Annotated in this window: 13 protein-coding genes; 1 reads left to right on the forward strand and 12 read right to left on the reverse strand. The window is 45.2% G+C overall.

Features of this window, described 5'->3' with window-relative positions; translation table 11 throughout:
- Positions 1-96: 96 nt before the first annotated feature.
- From FS666_RS13500 to FS666_RS13520, 5 genes are all read right to left on the reverse strand, one after another.
- Complete coding sequence (locus FS666_RS13500) at positions 97-546, reverse strand: MaoC family dehydratase (protein WP_120075031.1); 450 nt, start codon at positions 544-546, stop codon at positions 97-99.
- A gap of 326 nt (positions 547-872) precedes the next feature.
- Complete coding sequence (mdh, locus tag FS666_RS13505) at positions 873-1811, reverse strand: malate dehydrogenase (protein ID WP_120075335.1); 939 nt, start codon at positions 1809-1811, stop codon at positions 873-875.
- A gap of 104 nt (positions 1812-1915) precedes the next feature.
- Positions 1916-3187: an NADP-dependent isocitrate dehydrogenase gene (icd, locus tag FS666_RS13510; protein WP_120075336.1), complete on the reverse strand. Its 1272-nt coding sequence runs from the start codon at positions 3185-3187 to the stop codon at positions 1916-1918.
- Between the two features lie 104 nt (positions 3188-3291).
- Positions 3292-4410 carry a citrate synthase gene (gene citZ / locus FS666_RS13515; RefSeq protein ID WP_120075338.1) on the reverse strand — a complete coding sequence of 373 codons (1119 nt, stop codon included), beginning with the start codon at positions 4408-4410 and terminating at the stop codon, positions 3292-3294.
- Positions 4411-4651: 241 nt separating this feature from the next.
- Positions 4652-5134, reverse strand: a complete 483-nt coding sequence (locus tag FS666_RS13520) for a DUF441 domain-containing protein (protein ID WP_120075339.1) — start codon at positions 5132-5134, stop codon at positions 4652-4654.
- Between the two features lie 86 nt (positions 5135-5220).
- On the opposite strand from FS666_RS13520, the gene ytvI reads away from it, so the two are divergent.
- Complete coding sequence (gene ytvI / locus FS666_RS13525; protein WP_120075341.1) at positions 5221-6348, forward strand: sporulation integral membrane protein YtvI; 1128 nt, start codon at positions 5221-5223, stop codon at positions 6346-6348.
- Positions 6349-6448: 100 nt separating this feature from the next.
- Here the strand turns inward: ytvI and FS666_RS13530 are convergent, their stop codons facing one another.
- From FS666_RS13530 to dnaE, 7 genes are all read right to left on the reverse strand, one after another.
- Complete coding sequence (locus FS666_RS13530; protein WP_120075343.1) at positions 6449-6835, reverse strand: FxsA family protein; 387 nt, start codon at positions 6833-6835, stop codon at positions 6449-6451.
- A gap of 47 nt (positions 6836-6882) precedes the next feature.
- Positions 6883-8643 carry a pyruvate kinase gene (pyk, locus tag FS666_RS13535; protein ID WP_120075344.1) on the reverse strand — a complete coding sequence of 587 codons (1761 nt, stop codon included), beginning with the start codon at positions 8641-8643 and terminating at the stop codon, positions 6883-6885.
- Between the two features lie 26 nt (positions 8644-8669).
- Positions 8670-9629, reverse strand: coding sequence for a 6-phosphofructokinase (gene pfkA, locus FS666_RS13540; RefSeq protein WP_120075346.1), 960 nt, complete (start codon positions 9627-9629; stop codon positions 8670-8672).
- Between the two features lie 123 nt (positions 9630-9752).
- Complete coding sequence (gene accA, locus FS666_RS13545; protein WP_144462609.1) at positions 9753-10733, reverse strand: acetyl-CoA carboxylase carboxyl transferase subunit alpha; 981 nt, start codon at positions 10731-10733, stop codon at positions 9753-9755.
- Positions 10727-11611, reverse strand: coding sequence for an acetyl-CoA carboxylase, carboxyltransferase subunit beta (gene accD / locus FS666_RS13550; protein WP_120075350.1), 885 nt, complete (start codon positions 11609-11611; stop codon positions 10727-10729). The genes accA and accD overlap by 7 nt, the downstream gene beginning before the upstream one ends.
- Positions 11612-11794: 183 nt before the next feature.
- On the reverse strand, positions 11795-13033 hold the full coding sequence (gene ystJ / locus FS666_RS13555; RefSeq protein ID WP_120075352.1) for an NADP-dependent malic enzyme: 1239 nt from the start codon (positions 13031-13033) through the stop codon (positions 11795-11797).
- A 97-nt stretch (positions 13034-13130) separates the two neighbouring features.
- Positions 13131-16484: a DNA polymerase III subunit alpha gene (gene dnaE, locus FS666_RS13560; RefSeq protein WP_144462611.1), complete on the reverse strand. Its 3354-nt coding sequence runs from the start codon at positions 16482-16484 to the stop codon at positions 13131-13133.
- Between the last annotated feature and the right edge of the window lie 38 nt (positions 16485-16522).

The raw sequence follows: 16522 nt of genomic DNA on the forward strand, positions 1-16522 counted from the left end.
GGTAGGTGTCTTTGAGTTACTCTAAAACTTGAAAAAAGTATTTGACATTGTACGCTTACTCAGTAAAAAAAGAACAGGCCGAATCGCCTGCTCCATTTATTTTCCTAAGGATGGGTATGGCGGGCATACAAGGAGGGTTCCCCTTATGGCCGTTTCGCCGCGGTCAGTCCCGAGCACATTCACAGTGATCGTATGATCCCGTTCATTGACATCGATAATTTCAAACAAAAAATCGATTGTTGCATAATGAAAAACCGGTTTCAAAAATTCTATTTCCTGCTTAAGGATATTGGAGCCCGGCCCCGGCAAATATTTTGTAACAGCCGAAGTGATGATTCCCGTCAACATGATCGGTGGGACGATTGGCTTTTCATACGGTGTTTGGGAAGCATAGTCATGCTGGATATAAAGCGGATTGGCGTCATTTGTCAAACCAAGATACAGCAACAGATCCTTATCTTCGATTTTCTCTGTCAGCTTCAGCTTTTCGCCTCTTGAGATTTCACCAATCTGCCGCCCAAGCTTACGCTTTTTCCCCAATAACAATAAGAGCACCCCCGAAAAAAGTTTATGAGTTTGCGATCTATTGTGAAATATAATACCATTTTTATTATTGAAAACAAAGTAAGAAAAGCGCAAGCGCCTTGCCCATCGACGTACAGACTGGAGTGCCTCCGACGAGATAAAGGAAACACGGCGAGGAACGAGCCGATGTTGACTTATCGTAGGAGGAGGTGCGAAGTCTGCTAGTCGATAGGCGCTGGAGCTAGACAACAAATGGCTTTGTTCAAAATTTTAAAGCTAAAACATCTTATACTTTCTTACTCAGAAAAAAAGACCAACCATTAAGCTGATTGGTCTTTCACAGGGATTTATTCAAGAACGTTCATAACTTCCCGGACAGCATCTGCCGATTTGTCCAAAGCCGCTTTTTCCTCTGCCGTCAGTTCAAGTTCAATTACTTGTTCTACACCATCTTTGCCCAGGATTGTAGGCACTCCCAAATAAATGCCTTCATATCCATATTCACCTTCAAGGTAGGCGATGGCAGGCAGCACCCTGCGCTGGTCTTTTACAATCGCTTCAACCATCTCGACGAGAGAAGCGGCCGGCGCATAATAGGCACTTCCGTTGCCGAGCAGGTTCACGATTTCGCCCCCGCCTTTTCTCGTCCTTTCCACGATAGCATCAAGCCGATCCTGCGGAATCAACTTTTCCAGCGGGATTCCTCCCGCATAAGAATAGCGGACAAGCGGTACCATTTCGTCTCCATGGCCGCCTAAAACGAATCCTGTGATGTCTTTCACAGAAAGGTTAAGCTCTTGTGCGATAAATGTACGGAATCGTGCAGTATCCAGGATCCCTGATTGGCCGATAACACGGTTTTTTGGGAATCCTGATTCTTTATACACAGTATATGTCATGGCATCAACTGGATTTGTCAGAACAATGATATGACAGTTTGGAGAGTATTTGACGATTTCCTGTGTAACGCTTTTCATTACTTTCTGGTTTGTCTGCACCAGGTCGTCACGGCTCATTCCCGGTTTACGGGCGATTCCGGCTGTAATGACGACAACATCGGAGTCTCTCGTGTCTTCATAATTGGATGTGCCAATGATGTTTGCATCGAATCCTTGGACCGGACTCGCCTCCAACATGTCGAGCGCTTTCCCTTTTATAGGGTTTTCCATTTTTGGAATGTCAACAAGGACGATATCTCCAAGTTCTTTTTGTCCTGCCAGGAATGCTGTTGTAGCTCCTGTAAATCCTCCACCAATAACAGATATTTTTTTCCGCTTTAATGACATGGGAAAGTCCCTTCTTTCATTAAATTTCACAACAATTGGAGACTGCTTTAAAAACAGTCTCCATTTTTTTGCTCTTAACCTCACTTTTCCCTGTTGAAAGAAAATTAATCCATGTTTTCAATCAATGCATTTCCGAATTCAGAAGTCTTCACTTCCGTCGCGCCTTCCATCAGGCGGGCAAAGTCATATGTGACAACTTTTGATTCGATTGTTTTTTCCATTGACTTGGTAATCAATTGGGCAGCTTCTCCCCAACCGATATGCTCAAGCATCAGAACTCCGGAAAGAATGACGGAGGATGGGTTCACTTTATCCAATCCTGCATACTTAGGAGCCGTTCCGTGTGTAGCTTCGAAAATCGCATGGCCTGTATCATAGTTGATGTTTGCACCAGGAGCAATTCCGATTCCGCCGACTTGTGCTGCGAGTGCATCGGAGATGTAGTCCCCGTTAAGGTTCATTGTTGCCACTACGTCAAATTCTTTGGAGCGTGTAAGAATTTGCTGCAGGAAAATATCCGCAATCGCATCTTTAATAATGATTTTTCCGGCAGCTTCCGCATCAGCCTGGGCTTTGTTCGCAGCTTCTGTTCCCTGCTCCTCTTTGATTTTGTCGTATTGGTTCCATGTAAATACTTTGTCTCCGAACTCCTGCTCAGCCACTTCATAGCCCCAGTTTTTGAAGGCACCTTCTGTGAATTTCATGATATTTCCTTTATGTACAAGAGTTACGGATTTGCGTCCTTCTTTTAGTGCATAGTTGATGGCTGCACGGACCAAACGCTTCGTTCCTTCAGAAGAAATCGGTTTGATACCAATACCTGAAGTTTCAGGGAAGCGGATTTTATTCACACCCATCTCGTTTTGCAGGAAATTGATTAGCTTTTTCACTTCTTCGGAGCCTTCTTGATATTCGATACCTGCGTAGATATCTTCCGTGTTTTCGCGGAAAATGACCATATCTGTATCTTCCGGGCGTTTTACAGGGGAAGGAACTCCTTCAAAGTAGCGGACTGGGCGCAGGCAGACATACAGGTCAAGTTCCTGGCGCAGCGCAACGTTCAGTGAACGGAATCCGCCGCCGATCGGTGTTGTAAGCGGTCCTTTGATTGCGATAAGGTATTCGCGGATCGTATCCAGAGTTTCCTCAGGAAGCCACTCACCAAATTTATTATGCGCTTTTTCACCCGCATATACTTCTTTCCATTCGATTTTTCTTTTGCCACTGTAGGCCTTTTCTACAGCTGCATCTAAAACTCTTTGAGCCGCTGCCCAAATGTCCGGGCCTGTTCCATCTCCTTCAATAAAAGGAATAATTGGATGGTCAGGCGTATTTAATACACCATTTGAAACTGTGATTTTTTCAGCTTGAGACATAACTAAATCCCTCCAATTTCAGTATCAAAGGTTAGAAAGCTAAAGCTTCTAACCTTTTCCCCGCTTTATCATATCAAAATACAATCTAAAATTCTAACTCATCATCACTTGCGTTCGTCAAGCGGGATGTATGAGCGCATTCCAGGTCCGGTATATTCCGCCCGCGGTCGGATCAGACGGTTATTTTCGTACTGTTCCAGAATATGTGCAAGCCACCCTGAAGTACGGCTTACAGCGAAAATCGGCGTAAATAGATCGTGATCAAATCCAAGGCTGTGATATACTGATGCGGAATAGAAGTCAACATTCGGAGGAAGCGGTTTTTCGGAAGTAAATACCTCTTCAACCTTGACGGAAATGTTGTACCATTCCGGCTCGCCGGTGATTTCAGTAAGCTTTTTGGACATTTCTTTCAAATGTTTGGCGCGCGGATCTCCCTTGCGGTAAACGCGGTGGCCGAAGCCCATGATTTTTTCTTTTTTCTCCAGCTTATCTTTAATATAACTTTCAACATTGTCTGCAGAACCGATTTCTGTAAGCATTTTCATAACCTGTTCATTTGCACCGCCATGCAGAGGTCCTTTTAATGCTCCGATAGCTGCTGTGATTCCTGAATAAATATCTGATAAGGTTGCAACACATACTCTAGCGGTAAAAGTGGATGCATTAAGCTCATGGTCTGCATGGAGAATCAGCGCCTTATTCATCGCTTCCACTTCGATTTCGTCAGGCTCTTCCCCTTTGATCATATACATGAAGTTGGCTGCAAACCCAAGGTCTTTGCGCGGGGCAATCGGCTCAAGCCCTTTGCGGATACGGGCAAATGCGGCTACAATGGCAGGCATTTTCGCTTGAAGGCGGATCGCTTTCTTATAGTTTGCCTCTTTATCCATCACTTCGGCGTCTTCATCAAAAATTCCAAGAGCGGAGACTGCTGTCCGGAGAACGGCCATTGGATGAACTTTTTCAAGCGGATAAGTCTTAAAGCTGGCGAGGACTTCCTGCGGCAGCTCCATATTTTCTGCCAGCTCCTCTTTTAATTGCTGAAGCTGCTCCTTTGTCGGCAGTTCAAGATGCCATAATAAATAAATGACTTCTTCAAAACTGGCGTTTTCAGTCAAGTCATCAATGTTATAGCCAACGTATGTAAGCGTGTCATCAATGATGGAACTGATCGAGGATGTTGTGGCTACAACCCCTTCTAACCCGCGTGTTGCTGTCATTGAAAACCTCTCCTTTATCTCTTTTTTTAAAAATTTCCTGTATATGGTGGAAAACATGTAATACACATTGTTTAGAGGAAAACTTTAGACAAAGAAAATGTCATGTGGAAAATCATAAAATTATAAAGAACTCATCTTCTATTATAAACAAATCTAAATTCTTGTCTATTTATCAACATTTTATAATGATTCATATTTTTTATATCCAGCCATAAGATTTTCTTTTAGATGAGCAAATCATCTATCCGCCCATGCCGGATCCCGAGCGAAAAACCTCAAAAAATTTCATTGCTAGGTAGGCGATTCCTGCTCCAATCAAAGGGCCGACTGCTACGCCCTTAAAAAGGGAAACAGCCATAATTGTCCCAAGAACAAGCGCGGTTGTAATATGAGGATCTTCGGATAACAGTGTAACACCATATTTTGCTATGATGGCCACTACCATCCCGGCGCCAAGGGCAATCCAGGCATATGGGGATTTAATCGCCCCGCCGAGTTCTTTAAACCCGATATATCCGCTTGCAATAGGGGCTAAAACGGCAATTGTGATGACAGTGATCCCCCAGTTGATTCCTTTTACTTGAATGATGCCGAAAAGTTTTTCATCCGCCCCGGCCAGTTTAAGAATAATCAACACGGCTACGGCAATGATAAGTGATTGGTTTTTTGCAATCACTCCAATTCCAAGTAAAAGGATCAAAAAGAAAAAAGCCTGATTGAACAAAGAACTCATCCTTCCAAAATCATAACGTTTTCTATCATAATCATGGTATCATATATTTAATCAGATTGATAAGGTGGGGGTTTCCTTTGAATCGTGAAAATGCAGATAGGGTTGTCCGCTTTTTCATTGTTGTTATCGTTGCGGCCGCATCCCTGCTTTTCATATATTATGCATCAAAAGTTATTTATCCATTTATCATCGCATTGATTATCGCCATTGCAATCAATCCTGTTGTGGGCATGTTAGAAAAGAAATGGAAATTCCCCCGGACTTTGGCCGTTTTGACTACATTGATTCTTTTGATCGGGATTTTCACCGGGCTGATTACACTTTTAATAGCCGAGATTGTCGCGGGGGCTTCTTATCTTGCAACAGTCGTGCCTGAACATGTCGCCACATTGATCAGATATTTGGAGAAACTGTTTGCAAGCCAGGTCATCCCTTTTTATAACAAGCTGGCAGGCATGTTCCAAAGCCTGGACAGCGGTCAGAAGGATACGATCATGAACAGCATTGATGAGACCGGCGGACGCATAACAGAGAGCGTAACTGCTTTCCTGCAAAACTTTTTCCTTAATTTGCCCGGCCTCGTATCGTGGATTCCGAATGCCGCCACTGTTATCATTTTTTCTTTATTGGCGACCTTCTTTATCAGCAAGGATTGGTACCGACTGACCGCCCTTGCCAACCGCCTTCTTCCGGGTAAAGTCAAAAGCAGCGGAACAAGGGTATTTGCTGATCTGAAAAAAGCTCTTTTCGGCTTTGTTAAAGCCCAAATCACATTAATCTCCATCACCCTTGTCATCGTATTGGTCGGGCTGTTGATCCTGCGGGTAAACTATGCCATCACCATTGCGCTTATTTTGGGGCTGCTTGACCTGCTCCCTTACTTGGGGACCGGAACGGTTTTTGTGCCATGGATCATCTATGAAGCGGTAACAGGGAATTTCGGACTTGCTGTCGGGCTTGGGATTCTGTACACGGTTGTGATTGTCCAGCGCCAACTGATGGAACCGAAAATCCTTTCTTCCAATATCGGCCTGAATCCTTTGGGGACACTCATCTCCTTATTCGTGGGCTTTAAACTTATAGGGTTTCTCGGGCTTATTTTGGGACCCGTAACATTGGTTCTGCTAACTACCCTTCATAATGCGAACGTTTTTCGGGATATTTGGGCTTATATTATGGGCAAACCGCCGAAAATCATTAAATGAAATGGCTTGGAACGGTGCATGCCTAACAACTAACTTACGCACGATTCCTTTCCTTACCAAATTTTTCTTTCCACAAAAAAAAGAGCATCCGCTCTTTTTTTTATCTGTATATATATATTTGTTTCTTTGAGATCCGGCTTTTGATCATTTTTAACAAAGCAGGCTGCACCATTTTTCGGGTTGGAGGCAAAACCAATAATAATCCTGTAATGTCAGAAATGAAACCGGGTGTTAACAAGAGCAGGCCTCCAAACAAAACGCAGACGCCCTCGATCAGCGCCTCTCCGGGAGGATAGCCTGACCTCATTTGCTCCTGCATTTTTCTGAGTACTCCCAACTCTTGCTGTTTCGCAAGGTAAGCACCGAGGATTCCAGTGGCGATAATCAGTGCAATCGTTGCCAGACCGCCTATGGTTTTGCCTGCCAAAATGAACAGACCAATTTCCAGAGCCGGGACGACAATGAAAAGGAATAGTAGAAATCTCATATTTTGTCACTTCCCAAATGGTCTTTCCCCTATTATATCACAAGACCTCATAGAACACTCGCATGACCGTTGTACACTACCCCCCGGGTGCCGTCAACGGTTATTTCCTGTCCATCATGGAAAATGCTTGTTGCGTTGTCCACTCCGACTATGACCGGGATCCCAAGGCTGATACCGACTACAGCCGCATGACTGGTCAGACCGCCTTCCTCTGCAACAAGAGCCGAACATTTTTCAAGAGCCGGAACCATTTCCCTGTCCGTTCCGATGACAACCATAATGTCGCCTTTTTCTACTTTTTCCAAGGCTTCGCCGGCATTTTTTACAATGACTGCTTTTCCGTAGGCTGACTTTCTTCCGATTCCCTGTCCTTTTGCCAAAACATCTCCAACTACATGCACTTTCATCAAGTTTGTTGTCCCCGCCTCCCCAACTGGAACCCCTGCCGTGATAATAATGAGGTCCCCATGTTTTACTATACCGGAGTTAAGGCTTTCAGTGACTGCAAGATCGAGCATTTCATCCGTTGTTGTCACCTTTTCACCCACTTGAGGGGATACTCCCCAAACCAATGTCAGGCGCCTGGTCACGTCCACACTGGATGTTACAGCGACAATCGGCGCTTTTGGCCGGTATTTTGAAATCATCCTTGCAGTATGCCCGCTTTCCGTTGGCGCCACGATGGCATTTACACCAAGATTAATGGCTGTATGGGCCACTGATTGGCAAATGGCGTCCATCATGTTGTGTTCATTATGCTTGCTTACATGGGAAAGGATCTCTTTATGGTTCAATGCTTTTTCTGCTTCAAGAGCAATGTTGTTCATTGTCCGGACCGCTTCGGCCGGGTAGGCTCCCGCCGCGGTCTCTCCAGACAGCATGACTGCATCGGAACCGTCAAAGATGGCATTCGCAACATCGCTTGCTTCCGCTCTTGTCGGCCTTGGATTACGCTGCATGGAGTCGAGCATTTGGGTAGCTGTGATGACCGGCTTGCCGGCCTCATTGCATTTTTTTATAAGCCGCTTTTGAACCATTGGAACCGATTCGGCCGGTATTTCCACTCCCAAGTCACCCCTGGCGACCATGAGGCCGTCCGATACTTCCAGTATTTCATCAATATTGTCGACGCCTTCCTGGTTTTCGATCTTTGGAATGATATACATATGCGGAGCATTATTTGTTTCAAGCAGTTGGCGGATTTCAAGCACATCGGAGGCTCTCCTTACAAATGAAGCCGCAATGAAGTCTACTCCCTGTTCTATCCCAAAAAGGATATCCCGGGCATCTTTTTCGGTAATTCCGGGCAAATTGACAGAGACCCCAGGTACATTTACCCCTTTTTTATTTTTTAAAATACCGTTGTTCAAAACCTTCGTAATAATTTCATTGCTCTCTTTTTCTATGGCGGTCACTTCAAGCTCGATTAAACCATCATCCAGTAAAATTTTGGAACCGACATGGACATCATTGATCAATCCTTCATATGTAACAGATATTTTCTCATTCGTTCCTAATACTTCTTCCATAGAAACAGCAAGCACTTTACCTGTTTCCAGCTCGACAGCACCATTTTCCATGTCATGGGTTCTAATTTCGGGACCTTTCGTATCAAGCAGGATTCCGATTTCCTTCCCGGCTTTTTCCGCGGCTTTGCGGATGTTGGTGATTCGCTCGCGATGCTCATCCTGGCTGCCGTGTGAAAAATTCAACCTGGCAACATTCATTCCAGCCTCAATCAATTGTTGAAGCAGTTCAGGACTTTCACTTGCCGGCCCGATTGTACAGACTATTTTCGTTTTCTTCATACATGCCCCTCCTATTTGACAGTCACCTATATGGATAATTCTTTTGATAATTGGTATAAGTTGTGATCAATATGTTTCGGCTTATTCAAAACAGTCAGCAAATCTGCATCTACGACTTCGCCGTCTTCCATTCCTACTGCACGGCCGCCTTTTCCCTCCATAAGCAATTCAACCGCCTTGGCCCCTAGCCTGCTTGCAAGCACCCGGTCAAACCCCGTCGGGGTTCCTCCTCTTTGAATATGGCCGAGGACGGAAACTCTCGTTTCCAGCCCTGTTTTTTCCGTCAGCCTCTCAGCAAATTCCGCACCGCTGGCCACTCCTTCGGCGACAATGATAATACTGTGTTTTTTCCCTCTTTTTACTCCATTTTCAATGCGGGCGGCAATATCTTCCATATCGTAGGGTTCCTCCGGAATAAGGATTGATTCAGCCCCTCCTGAAAGCCCGGCCCAAAGGGCGATATCACCTGCATCCCGCCCCATCACTTCAACGACAAATGTTCTTTCATGCGAAGTGGCTGTATCGCGGATTTTGTCGACGGCATCCAGCACGGTGTTTAATGCAGTATCAAACCCAATTGTATACTGGGTTCCTGGAATATCGTTATCTATCGTTCCCGGCACTCCTATACACGGAAAACCGAGTTCGCTAAGAGCTTTGGCCCCTAAGTATGAGCCATTTCCGCCGATCACGATCAGTCCTTCGATCCCATGCTTTTCCAAACAGGCAAGCCCCTGCCTCTGCCCCGTATCCGTTTTGAATTCTTCGCATCGGGCCGACTGCAGGATTGTTCCGCCCCTGTGGATGATATCCCCGACTGATCCAATCTCCAGCTTTTTTATATTACCCGTTATCAATCCGCTGAACCCTTGATATATTCCGTATGCATCGATCCCATGATAGATTGATTTTCTTACAACTGCCCGGATGGCTGCATTCATTCCGGGTGCATCTCCCCCGCTTGTCAATACCCCTATCTTTCGCATCTGAGTCACTCCATTGGAAAAATAATATATGTATCAAAGCAATAGATCCTGTATGTTAAAAATACCATTTCATCATGTGGTTAACAAATTTTATATAAAAAAGGAATGCCCTTTGGACAATCCTTAATTTTGAACATTTTCGTATTCTTTTTGTTCCTTATATTTCCCCATCTTTTTAAACTTTTCGTAGCGGTCTTTTATAAGGGCATCAGGCTCTGTACGGATAAGCTCCTGCAAAGCCGTTTTCAGGACTTTGTCAATGGCTTCCGCCTGTTTTTCAACATCCCTGTGAGCTCCGCCCCTTACTTCCGGTATGATTTCATCTATGATTCCCAAATTCTTCAAATCTGGGGCAGTGATTTTCAGGGCCTCGGCCGCCTGTTTCGCCAAGGAGGCATCTTTCCATAAAATACTTGCCGCCCCTTCAGGCGTGATAACCGAGTATGTGGAGTTTTCAAGCATATAAATCCGGTCACCGATCCCAAGCGCCAAAGCTCCGCCGCTTCCTCCCTCTCCGGTGACGATACAAATAATCGGCACCTTCAAGCCGGCCATTTCAAAAAGATTGCGTGCAATGGCTTCGCTCTGTCCCCGCTCTTCCGCCGATTTTCCCGGATATGCACCTTTTGTATCGATGAAGCAAATAATGGGACGGTGAAATTTTTCAGCCTGTTTCATCAAACGCAAGGCTTTGCGATACCCTTCCGGATGCGGCATGCCAAAATTCCGGCGAATATTCTCCTTTGTGTCTCTGCCGCGCTGATGGCCGATCACTGTCACCGGAAGGCCTCTGTATTTGCCGATTCCTCCTACAATCGCGTGATCATCTCCATACAGCCTGTCTCCATGAAGCTCCAAAAAATCAGTAAACAAATGGCCTATATAATCCAGCGTTGTCGGCCTTTTTGAATGGCGGGCAAGCTGCACTCGATCCCAGGGACGCATGTTTTCATATATTTCTTTTTCAAGCACTTCCAGCCGGGTTTCCAATTTGTCGATTTCATCCGACAGATCCACATCCGAGTTATTCGTGAACTCTCTCAATTCCGCTATTTTTTCTCGGAGCTCAAGCACGGGCCTTTCAAATTCGAGCTCGTTCACCATGCAATTTCACCTACTTGTTGATGAATTTCCAGCACTGTCGCCAGCTTTTCCTTCATTTCGGAACGGTGGATGACAGCATCAAGCTGGCCGTGATTCAATAAGAATTCGGCAGTCTGAAAGTCTTCGGGGAGCTCTTCCCTTATCGTCTGCTCAATGACGCGGCGCCCCGCAAAACCGATCAAAGCTCCCGGTTCCGCAAAATTATAGTCACCCAGTGAAGCAAAGCTTGCCGAAACTCCTCCTGTCGTAGGGTGAGTCATGACGGATATGATCAAACCGCCTTTATCGCTGAACATCTTAAGCGCAGTGCTTGTTTTCGCCATCTGCATCAAAGATAATACTCCCTCTTGCATCCTTGCACCGCCAGAAGCGGTAAAAATAATGAATGGCACGTGTTTTTCGGCCGCCGCCTCAATGGCCCTTGCAATTTTTTCACCTACAACCGAACCCATGCTTCCCATCCGGAAATGGGAATCCATGATGGCTGTCACCACTTCAATTTGATTGATTGTGCCTGATCCAGTGAGAACCGCTTCGTCCAAATTTGTTTTTTTTCTGTCCTGTTCCAGTTTCTCTAAATAATTCGGAAATTCAAGCGGGTTTTCTGATGCTATTTTATCATCAAACGGTACAAAGGAACCCTCATCAAACAAGCTCTCGACCCGTTCATGTGCCGTCATTCTGTAATGGTGGCCGCAATGAAGGCACACCTTGTTATTCTTTTGAAGTTCTTTTGTATACATGATCTTTTTGCATTCCGGACATTTCGACATGATCCCTTCAGGAACATCCTGCTTGGCGGATTCAGAAGGAATGGTCGCGTACTTCCTTTTCTTTGGCTTTGCATTCTTTTGCTTTGAAAAAAAATCTTTCAGCACAGCAGGCCCTCCTTTCAATTATTAGAAACCTATCATCAACGGCGTCCTGTCCAAGTCATCCTGGCCGCTTGGTTTGGCCGGCCTAAAAATCAAATCATTATGATCAAAAACGGCACAAGCATAGGAAAGACCGGCCTTCAAGTCGGCACGGCCTTTCTTAGCATTTGTGTATAAATTTATTTGTTATTTATCTTTGCCGATGACAGCCAGCTGCATAGTTCTTTGCTTGACCTTTTCCGGATCCACTTTTACCCGGGCCACTCCGGATTCCATGGCAGCTTTCGCAACGGCAGCAGCCACATGAGGGGCCACCCTCGGATCAAATGGTCCGGGAATGACGTAGTCGGGAGACAGTTCGTCTTCTGACACCAAGCCGGCTATCGCTTCCACCGCAGCCTGCTTCATTCTCTCATTGATCTTCGTAGCCTCCACGTCAAGCGCCCCACGGAATAGGCCGGGGAATGCCAATACGTTGTTGACCTGGTTCGGGAAATCGGACCTTCCTGTCCCGATTACTTTGGCACCTGCAGCCCTGGCCGTATCAGGCATGATTTCCGGATCAGGGTTGGCCATGGCAAAAATGATCGGATCGTCTTTCATTGAAGCGACCATTTCCTCGGTCAATGCACCGGCTACGGATACTCCAATAAATACATCCGCATCCTTGATGGCATAGGCCAAATCACCGTCAAGCCGGTCACGGTTTGTGAATTTGGCCACTTCGGCCTTCACTTCGTTCATTCCTTCAGCGCGGCCCTCAAAGATCGCCCCTTTGGAATCACACATGATAATGTCACGAACACCATAACTATGGAGCAGCTTGATAATCGCAATTCCTGCTGCACCGGCTCCGTTTGCCACGACTTTGATTTCAGACATTCTTCTTCCCGTAATTTTTAATGCGTTCACAAGGCCGGCTACAGTAACAATAGCTGTGCCATGCTGGTCATCATGAAAAACAGGAATGCTCAATTCTTTTTTTAATCTATTTTCGATTTCAAAACAGTTCGGAGCTGCTATATCCTCGAGGTTCACTCCACCGAACGTCGGCTCGAGCAGTTTAACTGTTTGGACAATATCATCCACATTGGTTGTATTTAGACAAATCGGAAAAGCATCCACTCCGGCAAAGCTTTTAAACAATACCGCTTTGCCTTCCATGACTGGCAAGGCCGCCTCAGGGCCGATATTTCCCAACCCCAATACTGCTGTTCCATCAGAAACGACGGCAACCATGTTGCCTTTCATTGTATAATCATACACAGTTCCTGGATTTTCATAAATTTCCTTACATGGTTCAGCAACACCGGGAGAGTATGCCAGACTCAAATCTTTTGCATTCTTCACTTCAATCTTTGATTTGGATTCAAGCTTTCCCTTATGTAATTTGTGTATATGCAATGCTTCATCTCGCAATGACAACAAAATTCACTCCTTCATACAAACCATACCCAGTTTTTTATACACCAATAAAAAAGCTTATAAAACAATATAACATATTATCGTCTGTTTGAGAAAATTATTTTAACTTTACACAATCTGCTCCAAGAAGCCCGCTGATCTCCTTGAGACATTTTTCCTCAGGTCCGACACGGTTTTCATCCCCCAGCTTTATCAGTTTATTTTCTTTCTCATAATAAAGGATAACCCCTGTTTGTCCCGGATATTTTTTTAAAATGGAGTGCAGTTTATTTAATATATCAGGCATGTGCAATTCTGCCGGAACTTTCACATATAAGTTCTTCATTTGTTTGCCGGTTTTTTCTTTCAATTCTTCAGTTGAAACAACCTTTTGAACGATAAATTGAGCGGCGCCCTTCCGTTCTTCCACATTCCCGGTGACAAGAACAACCCCCCCCTGCTTCAGCAATGCGCTGCTGCGGTTGTATACATCCGGAAAAACGACGCCTTCCATTTCGCCCGAAGGATCGCTCATCGTAATGAATGCCATTACGTCGCCTTTTTTTGTACGGATTGTTTTTACTGCGGATAAGTATATTCCGGCCGATTGATTTCTTTGGCCCGGTTCCAGGTGAATCAGTTTGGCGGCATCGGCTGATGAAAATTCTTTTTCAAATGCGGCTGCCGGGTGGCTTGATATAAAAATGCCTGTCGTTTCCTTTTCAAATGCCAGCTTATCAGCCAAGCGCATCGGCTCAACCTCGACGTATATCGGTTTTATATGGAACATCTCTTCTTCGATGAAAAGATCCGGCGTATCTCCTGATGGCCTCATCAGTTCGGCGTGCTCAATTGCCACATCAAGGGTCGCAAGCAAGACAGCCCTGTCCTGTCCAAACTCATCCAAGCATCCGGCATACACAAGGGACTCGAGTATTTTTCTGTTAATAATCCTTGGAGATACCCTTAGGCAAAAATCGAACAGATCTTTAAAGGGTCCTCCTTCCCGTGCCTGGACAATTTCTTTCATTGCAGCTGCTCCAAGGCCTTTGATCGCCCTAAGGCTGAAACGGATCCCCTCCTTTTCAGCCAGGAAAGGATAATGGCTCTTATTGATGGACGGTGGCAGGATTTCTATCCCTTTCTGCTTGGCTTCAGCTGTATAAAGGGCAATCTTGTCTTCATTGCCTATTACTGACGTCAGAAGGGCTGCCATGAAATATTTTGGATAATGGGCCTTCAGCCAGGCCAGCTGCCAAGCTATAAAACTATATGCCACCGCGTGGCTCCGGTTGAACCCATAGTTTGCAAAGCGGACAATCAAGTCGTATGTAGCATTTGCTGTATCCTGGTCATATCCTTTTTCAACTGCACCTGAAACGAACCTCCTTCTCTGCTGATCAAGAACCTCCCTCTTCTTCTTGCTCACTGCCCTTCTGAGAAGATCGGCTTCCCCAAGGGAATAGCCGGAAAGGGCCGCAGCTATTTGCATGATCTGCTCTTGATAGACAATGACTCCATAAGTGAAATCCAATATCGGCTTCAAGTCTGGATGGGGATATTCTACCTTCTCATTGCCGTGTTTTCTTTTGATATATGTTGGGATGTTTTCCATCGGTCCCGGCCTGAAAAGAGCATTGACAGCAACAATATCCTCAAACTCCGTCGGCTTAAGTTCCCTCAGAACCTTTCTCATCCCTTCGGATTCCAGTTGAAAAATTCCGGTCGTATCGCCTTTTTGCAGCAACTGAAATGTTTTTTCATCCGCAAACGGGATATTCTGCAAACGAATTGTTTTTCCTGTATGAATTTTAATGCTTTTGACAATCTGCTCCAAAAGCGTCAGATTGCGAAGACCTAAAAAGTCCATTTTCAGCAGGCCGATTTTCTCAAGGTCCTCCATCGGAAGCTGTGTCACATACACCCCGTCAGGGCCTTCTTTGATCGGAATGATATTCACGAGCGGTTCTTCGCTGATGACTACCCCTGCAGCATGAATGGAGGTATGTCTCGGAAGCCCCTCCAGCTTTAAAGCCGTCTCAAACATCAGGCGGTTTTGCTCAGAGGATGCCATCATATCCCGCAATTCGGCCGACTCCTTGACAGCACTCTCCAATTTCATTCCAAGACGGGAAGGCATCATTTTCGAAAGCCGGTCGATGTCTTTCGGGCTTAAACCAAAAACTCTTGCCGTATCGCGGATAGCCGCTTTCGCCGCAAAAGTCCCAAATGTAATAATATGCGCGACATTCATTTTTCCATATTTTTCAGCTACATATCCGATTACTTGATCACGGCGTATATCCGGGAAGTCGATATCGATGTCCGGCATTGAGATTCTTTCGGGATTCAGAAATCTTTCAAACAATAACCCATGCTTGACCGGATCGACATCAGTGATTTCCAGTACATAGGAAACAAGCGAACCGGCGGCCGAACCGCGGCCCGGCCCTGTCAGAATACTGTTATCCCTCGCATACTTCATAAAGTCCCATACAATGAGAAAATAGTCATTAAACCCCATTTGATTGATGATTTCCAACTCGTATTTCAGTCTTTTCCGGTATTCGGGATCATCGATTCCCCTTTTCGCCAATCCTTTTTCACACTGTTCAAGCAGCATATTTTTCGCTGTCTTGTTTTTGGGAACGGGATACTTCGGAAGCAGATGCCTGTCCGTTTCAATAAAGACGTTGCATTCTTCGGCAATCCGGAAAGTATTTTCAAGGGCTTCGGTATACTCGGAAAACTTTTCTGCCATGGCTTCCTTGCTTTTAAAAAAATATTCTCCGGACCTGTATAATTTTTCATCGGTGATATCCAGTTTTTCCCCATCACGGATTGCCTGAAGACATCTGTAGGCAAAATGATCCTCTTTTTTCAAATACCGCACATCGTTTGTCGCAACCGTCTTTATTCCAATCCGCTCCGCAAATTGTGCAAGCGTGTCTGTAAAACCGGGCGGCGTATCTGTAAGATGATCCTGCAAAGAAAGATAGAAGGAGTCTTTGCCAAAAGTGGAAATGTAACGCTCCGAAACTTTTTGCGCCTGCTCCACGTCCCCTGCTTTCAAGTACTGCTCAATTTCTCCCATGATTCCCGGGGTGATGGCAATCAATCCTTCACTATAAGATCCAAGCCATTTCCACGAAATGGTTTTATCCGGCTGTATTTGAATGGCGCTCGATATTTTTAAAAGATTGGCATAGCCGGTATTGTTTTTGGCCAATAAAACAAGGGGATAAGCTTGGTTTCCGTCCGCTTCCACATCCGCAGTCAATCCGATGATCGGTTTGATGCCTGCTTCCTTGCAAGTTTGATAGAAAGACAGGACGCCGTATAAAACATTGTGATCTGTAATGGCCAGAGCATGGAAATTTTTCCTTTTCGCTTCCTGAACCAGCTCAGAAATGGAAACCGTACTTGACAGCAGACTGTAAGCAGTGGCTATTTGCAAATGAACAAAGTTCAAGTGATTTACCTCTTTTCTATCCGATACTTTCCTGACAG

The sequence above is a fragment of the Siminovitchia fortis genome (assembly GCF_007681465.1).
GTDB lineage: Bacteria > Bacillota > Bacilli > Bacillales > Bacillaceae_C > Siminovitchia > Siminovitchia fortis.

Excerpts from the sequence above, each read along its gene's own strand:
- mdh (WP_120075335.1), bottom strand. The coding sequence starts at position 1,811 with ATGTCATTAAAGCGGAAAAAAATATCTGTTATTGGTGGAGGATTTACA.
- icd (WP_120075336.1), bottom strand. The coding sequence starts at position 3,187 with ATGTCTCAAGCTGAAAAAATCACAGTTTCAAATGGTGTATTAAATACG.
- citZ (WP_120075338.1), bottom strand. The coding sequence starts at position 4,410 with ATGACAGCAACACGCGGGTTAGAAGGGGTTGTAGCCACAACATCCTCG.
- FS666_RS13530 (WP_120075343.1), bottom strand. The coding sequence starts at position 6,835 with ATGAGATTTCTACTATTCCTTTTCATTGTCGTCCCGGCTCTGGAAATT.
- pyk (WP_120075344.1), bottom strand. The coding sequence starts at position 8,643 with ATGAAGAAAACGAAAATAGTCTGTACAATCGGGCCGGCAAGTGAAAGT.
- pfkA (WP_120075346.1), bottom strand. The coding sequence starts at position 9,629 with ATGCGAAAGATAGGGGTATTGACAAGCGGGGGAGATGCACCCGGAATG.
- accA (WP_144462609.1), bottom strand. The coding sequence starts at position 10,733 with ATGGTGAACGAGCTCGAATTTGAAAGGCCCGTGCTTGAGCTCCGAGAA.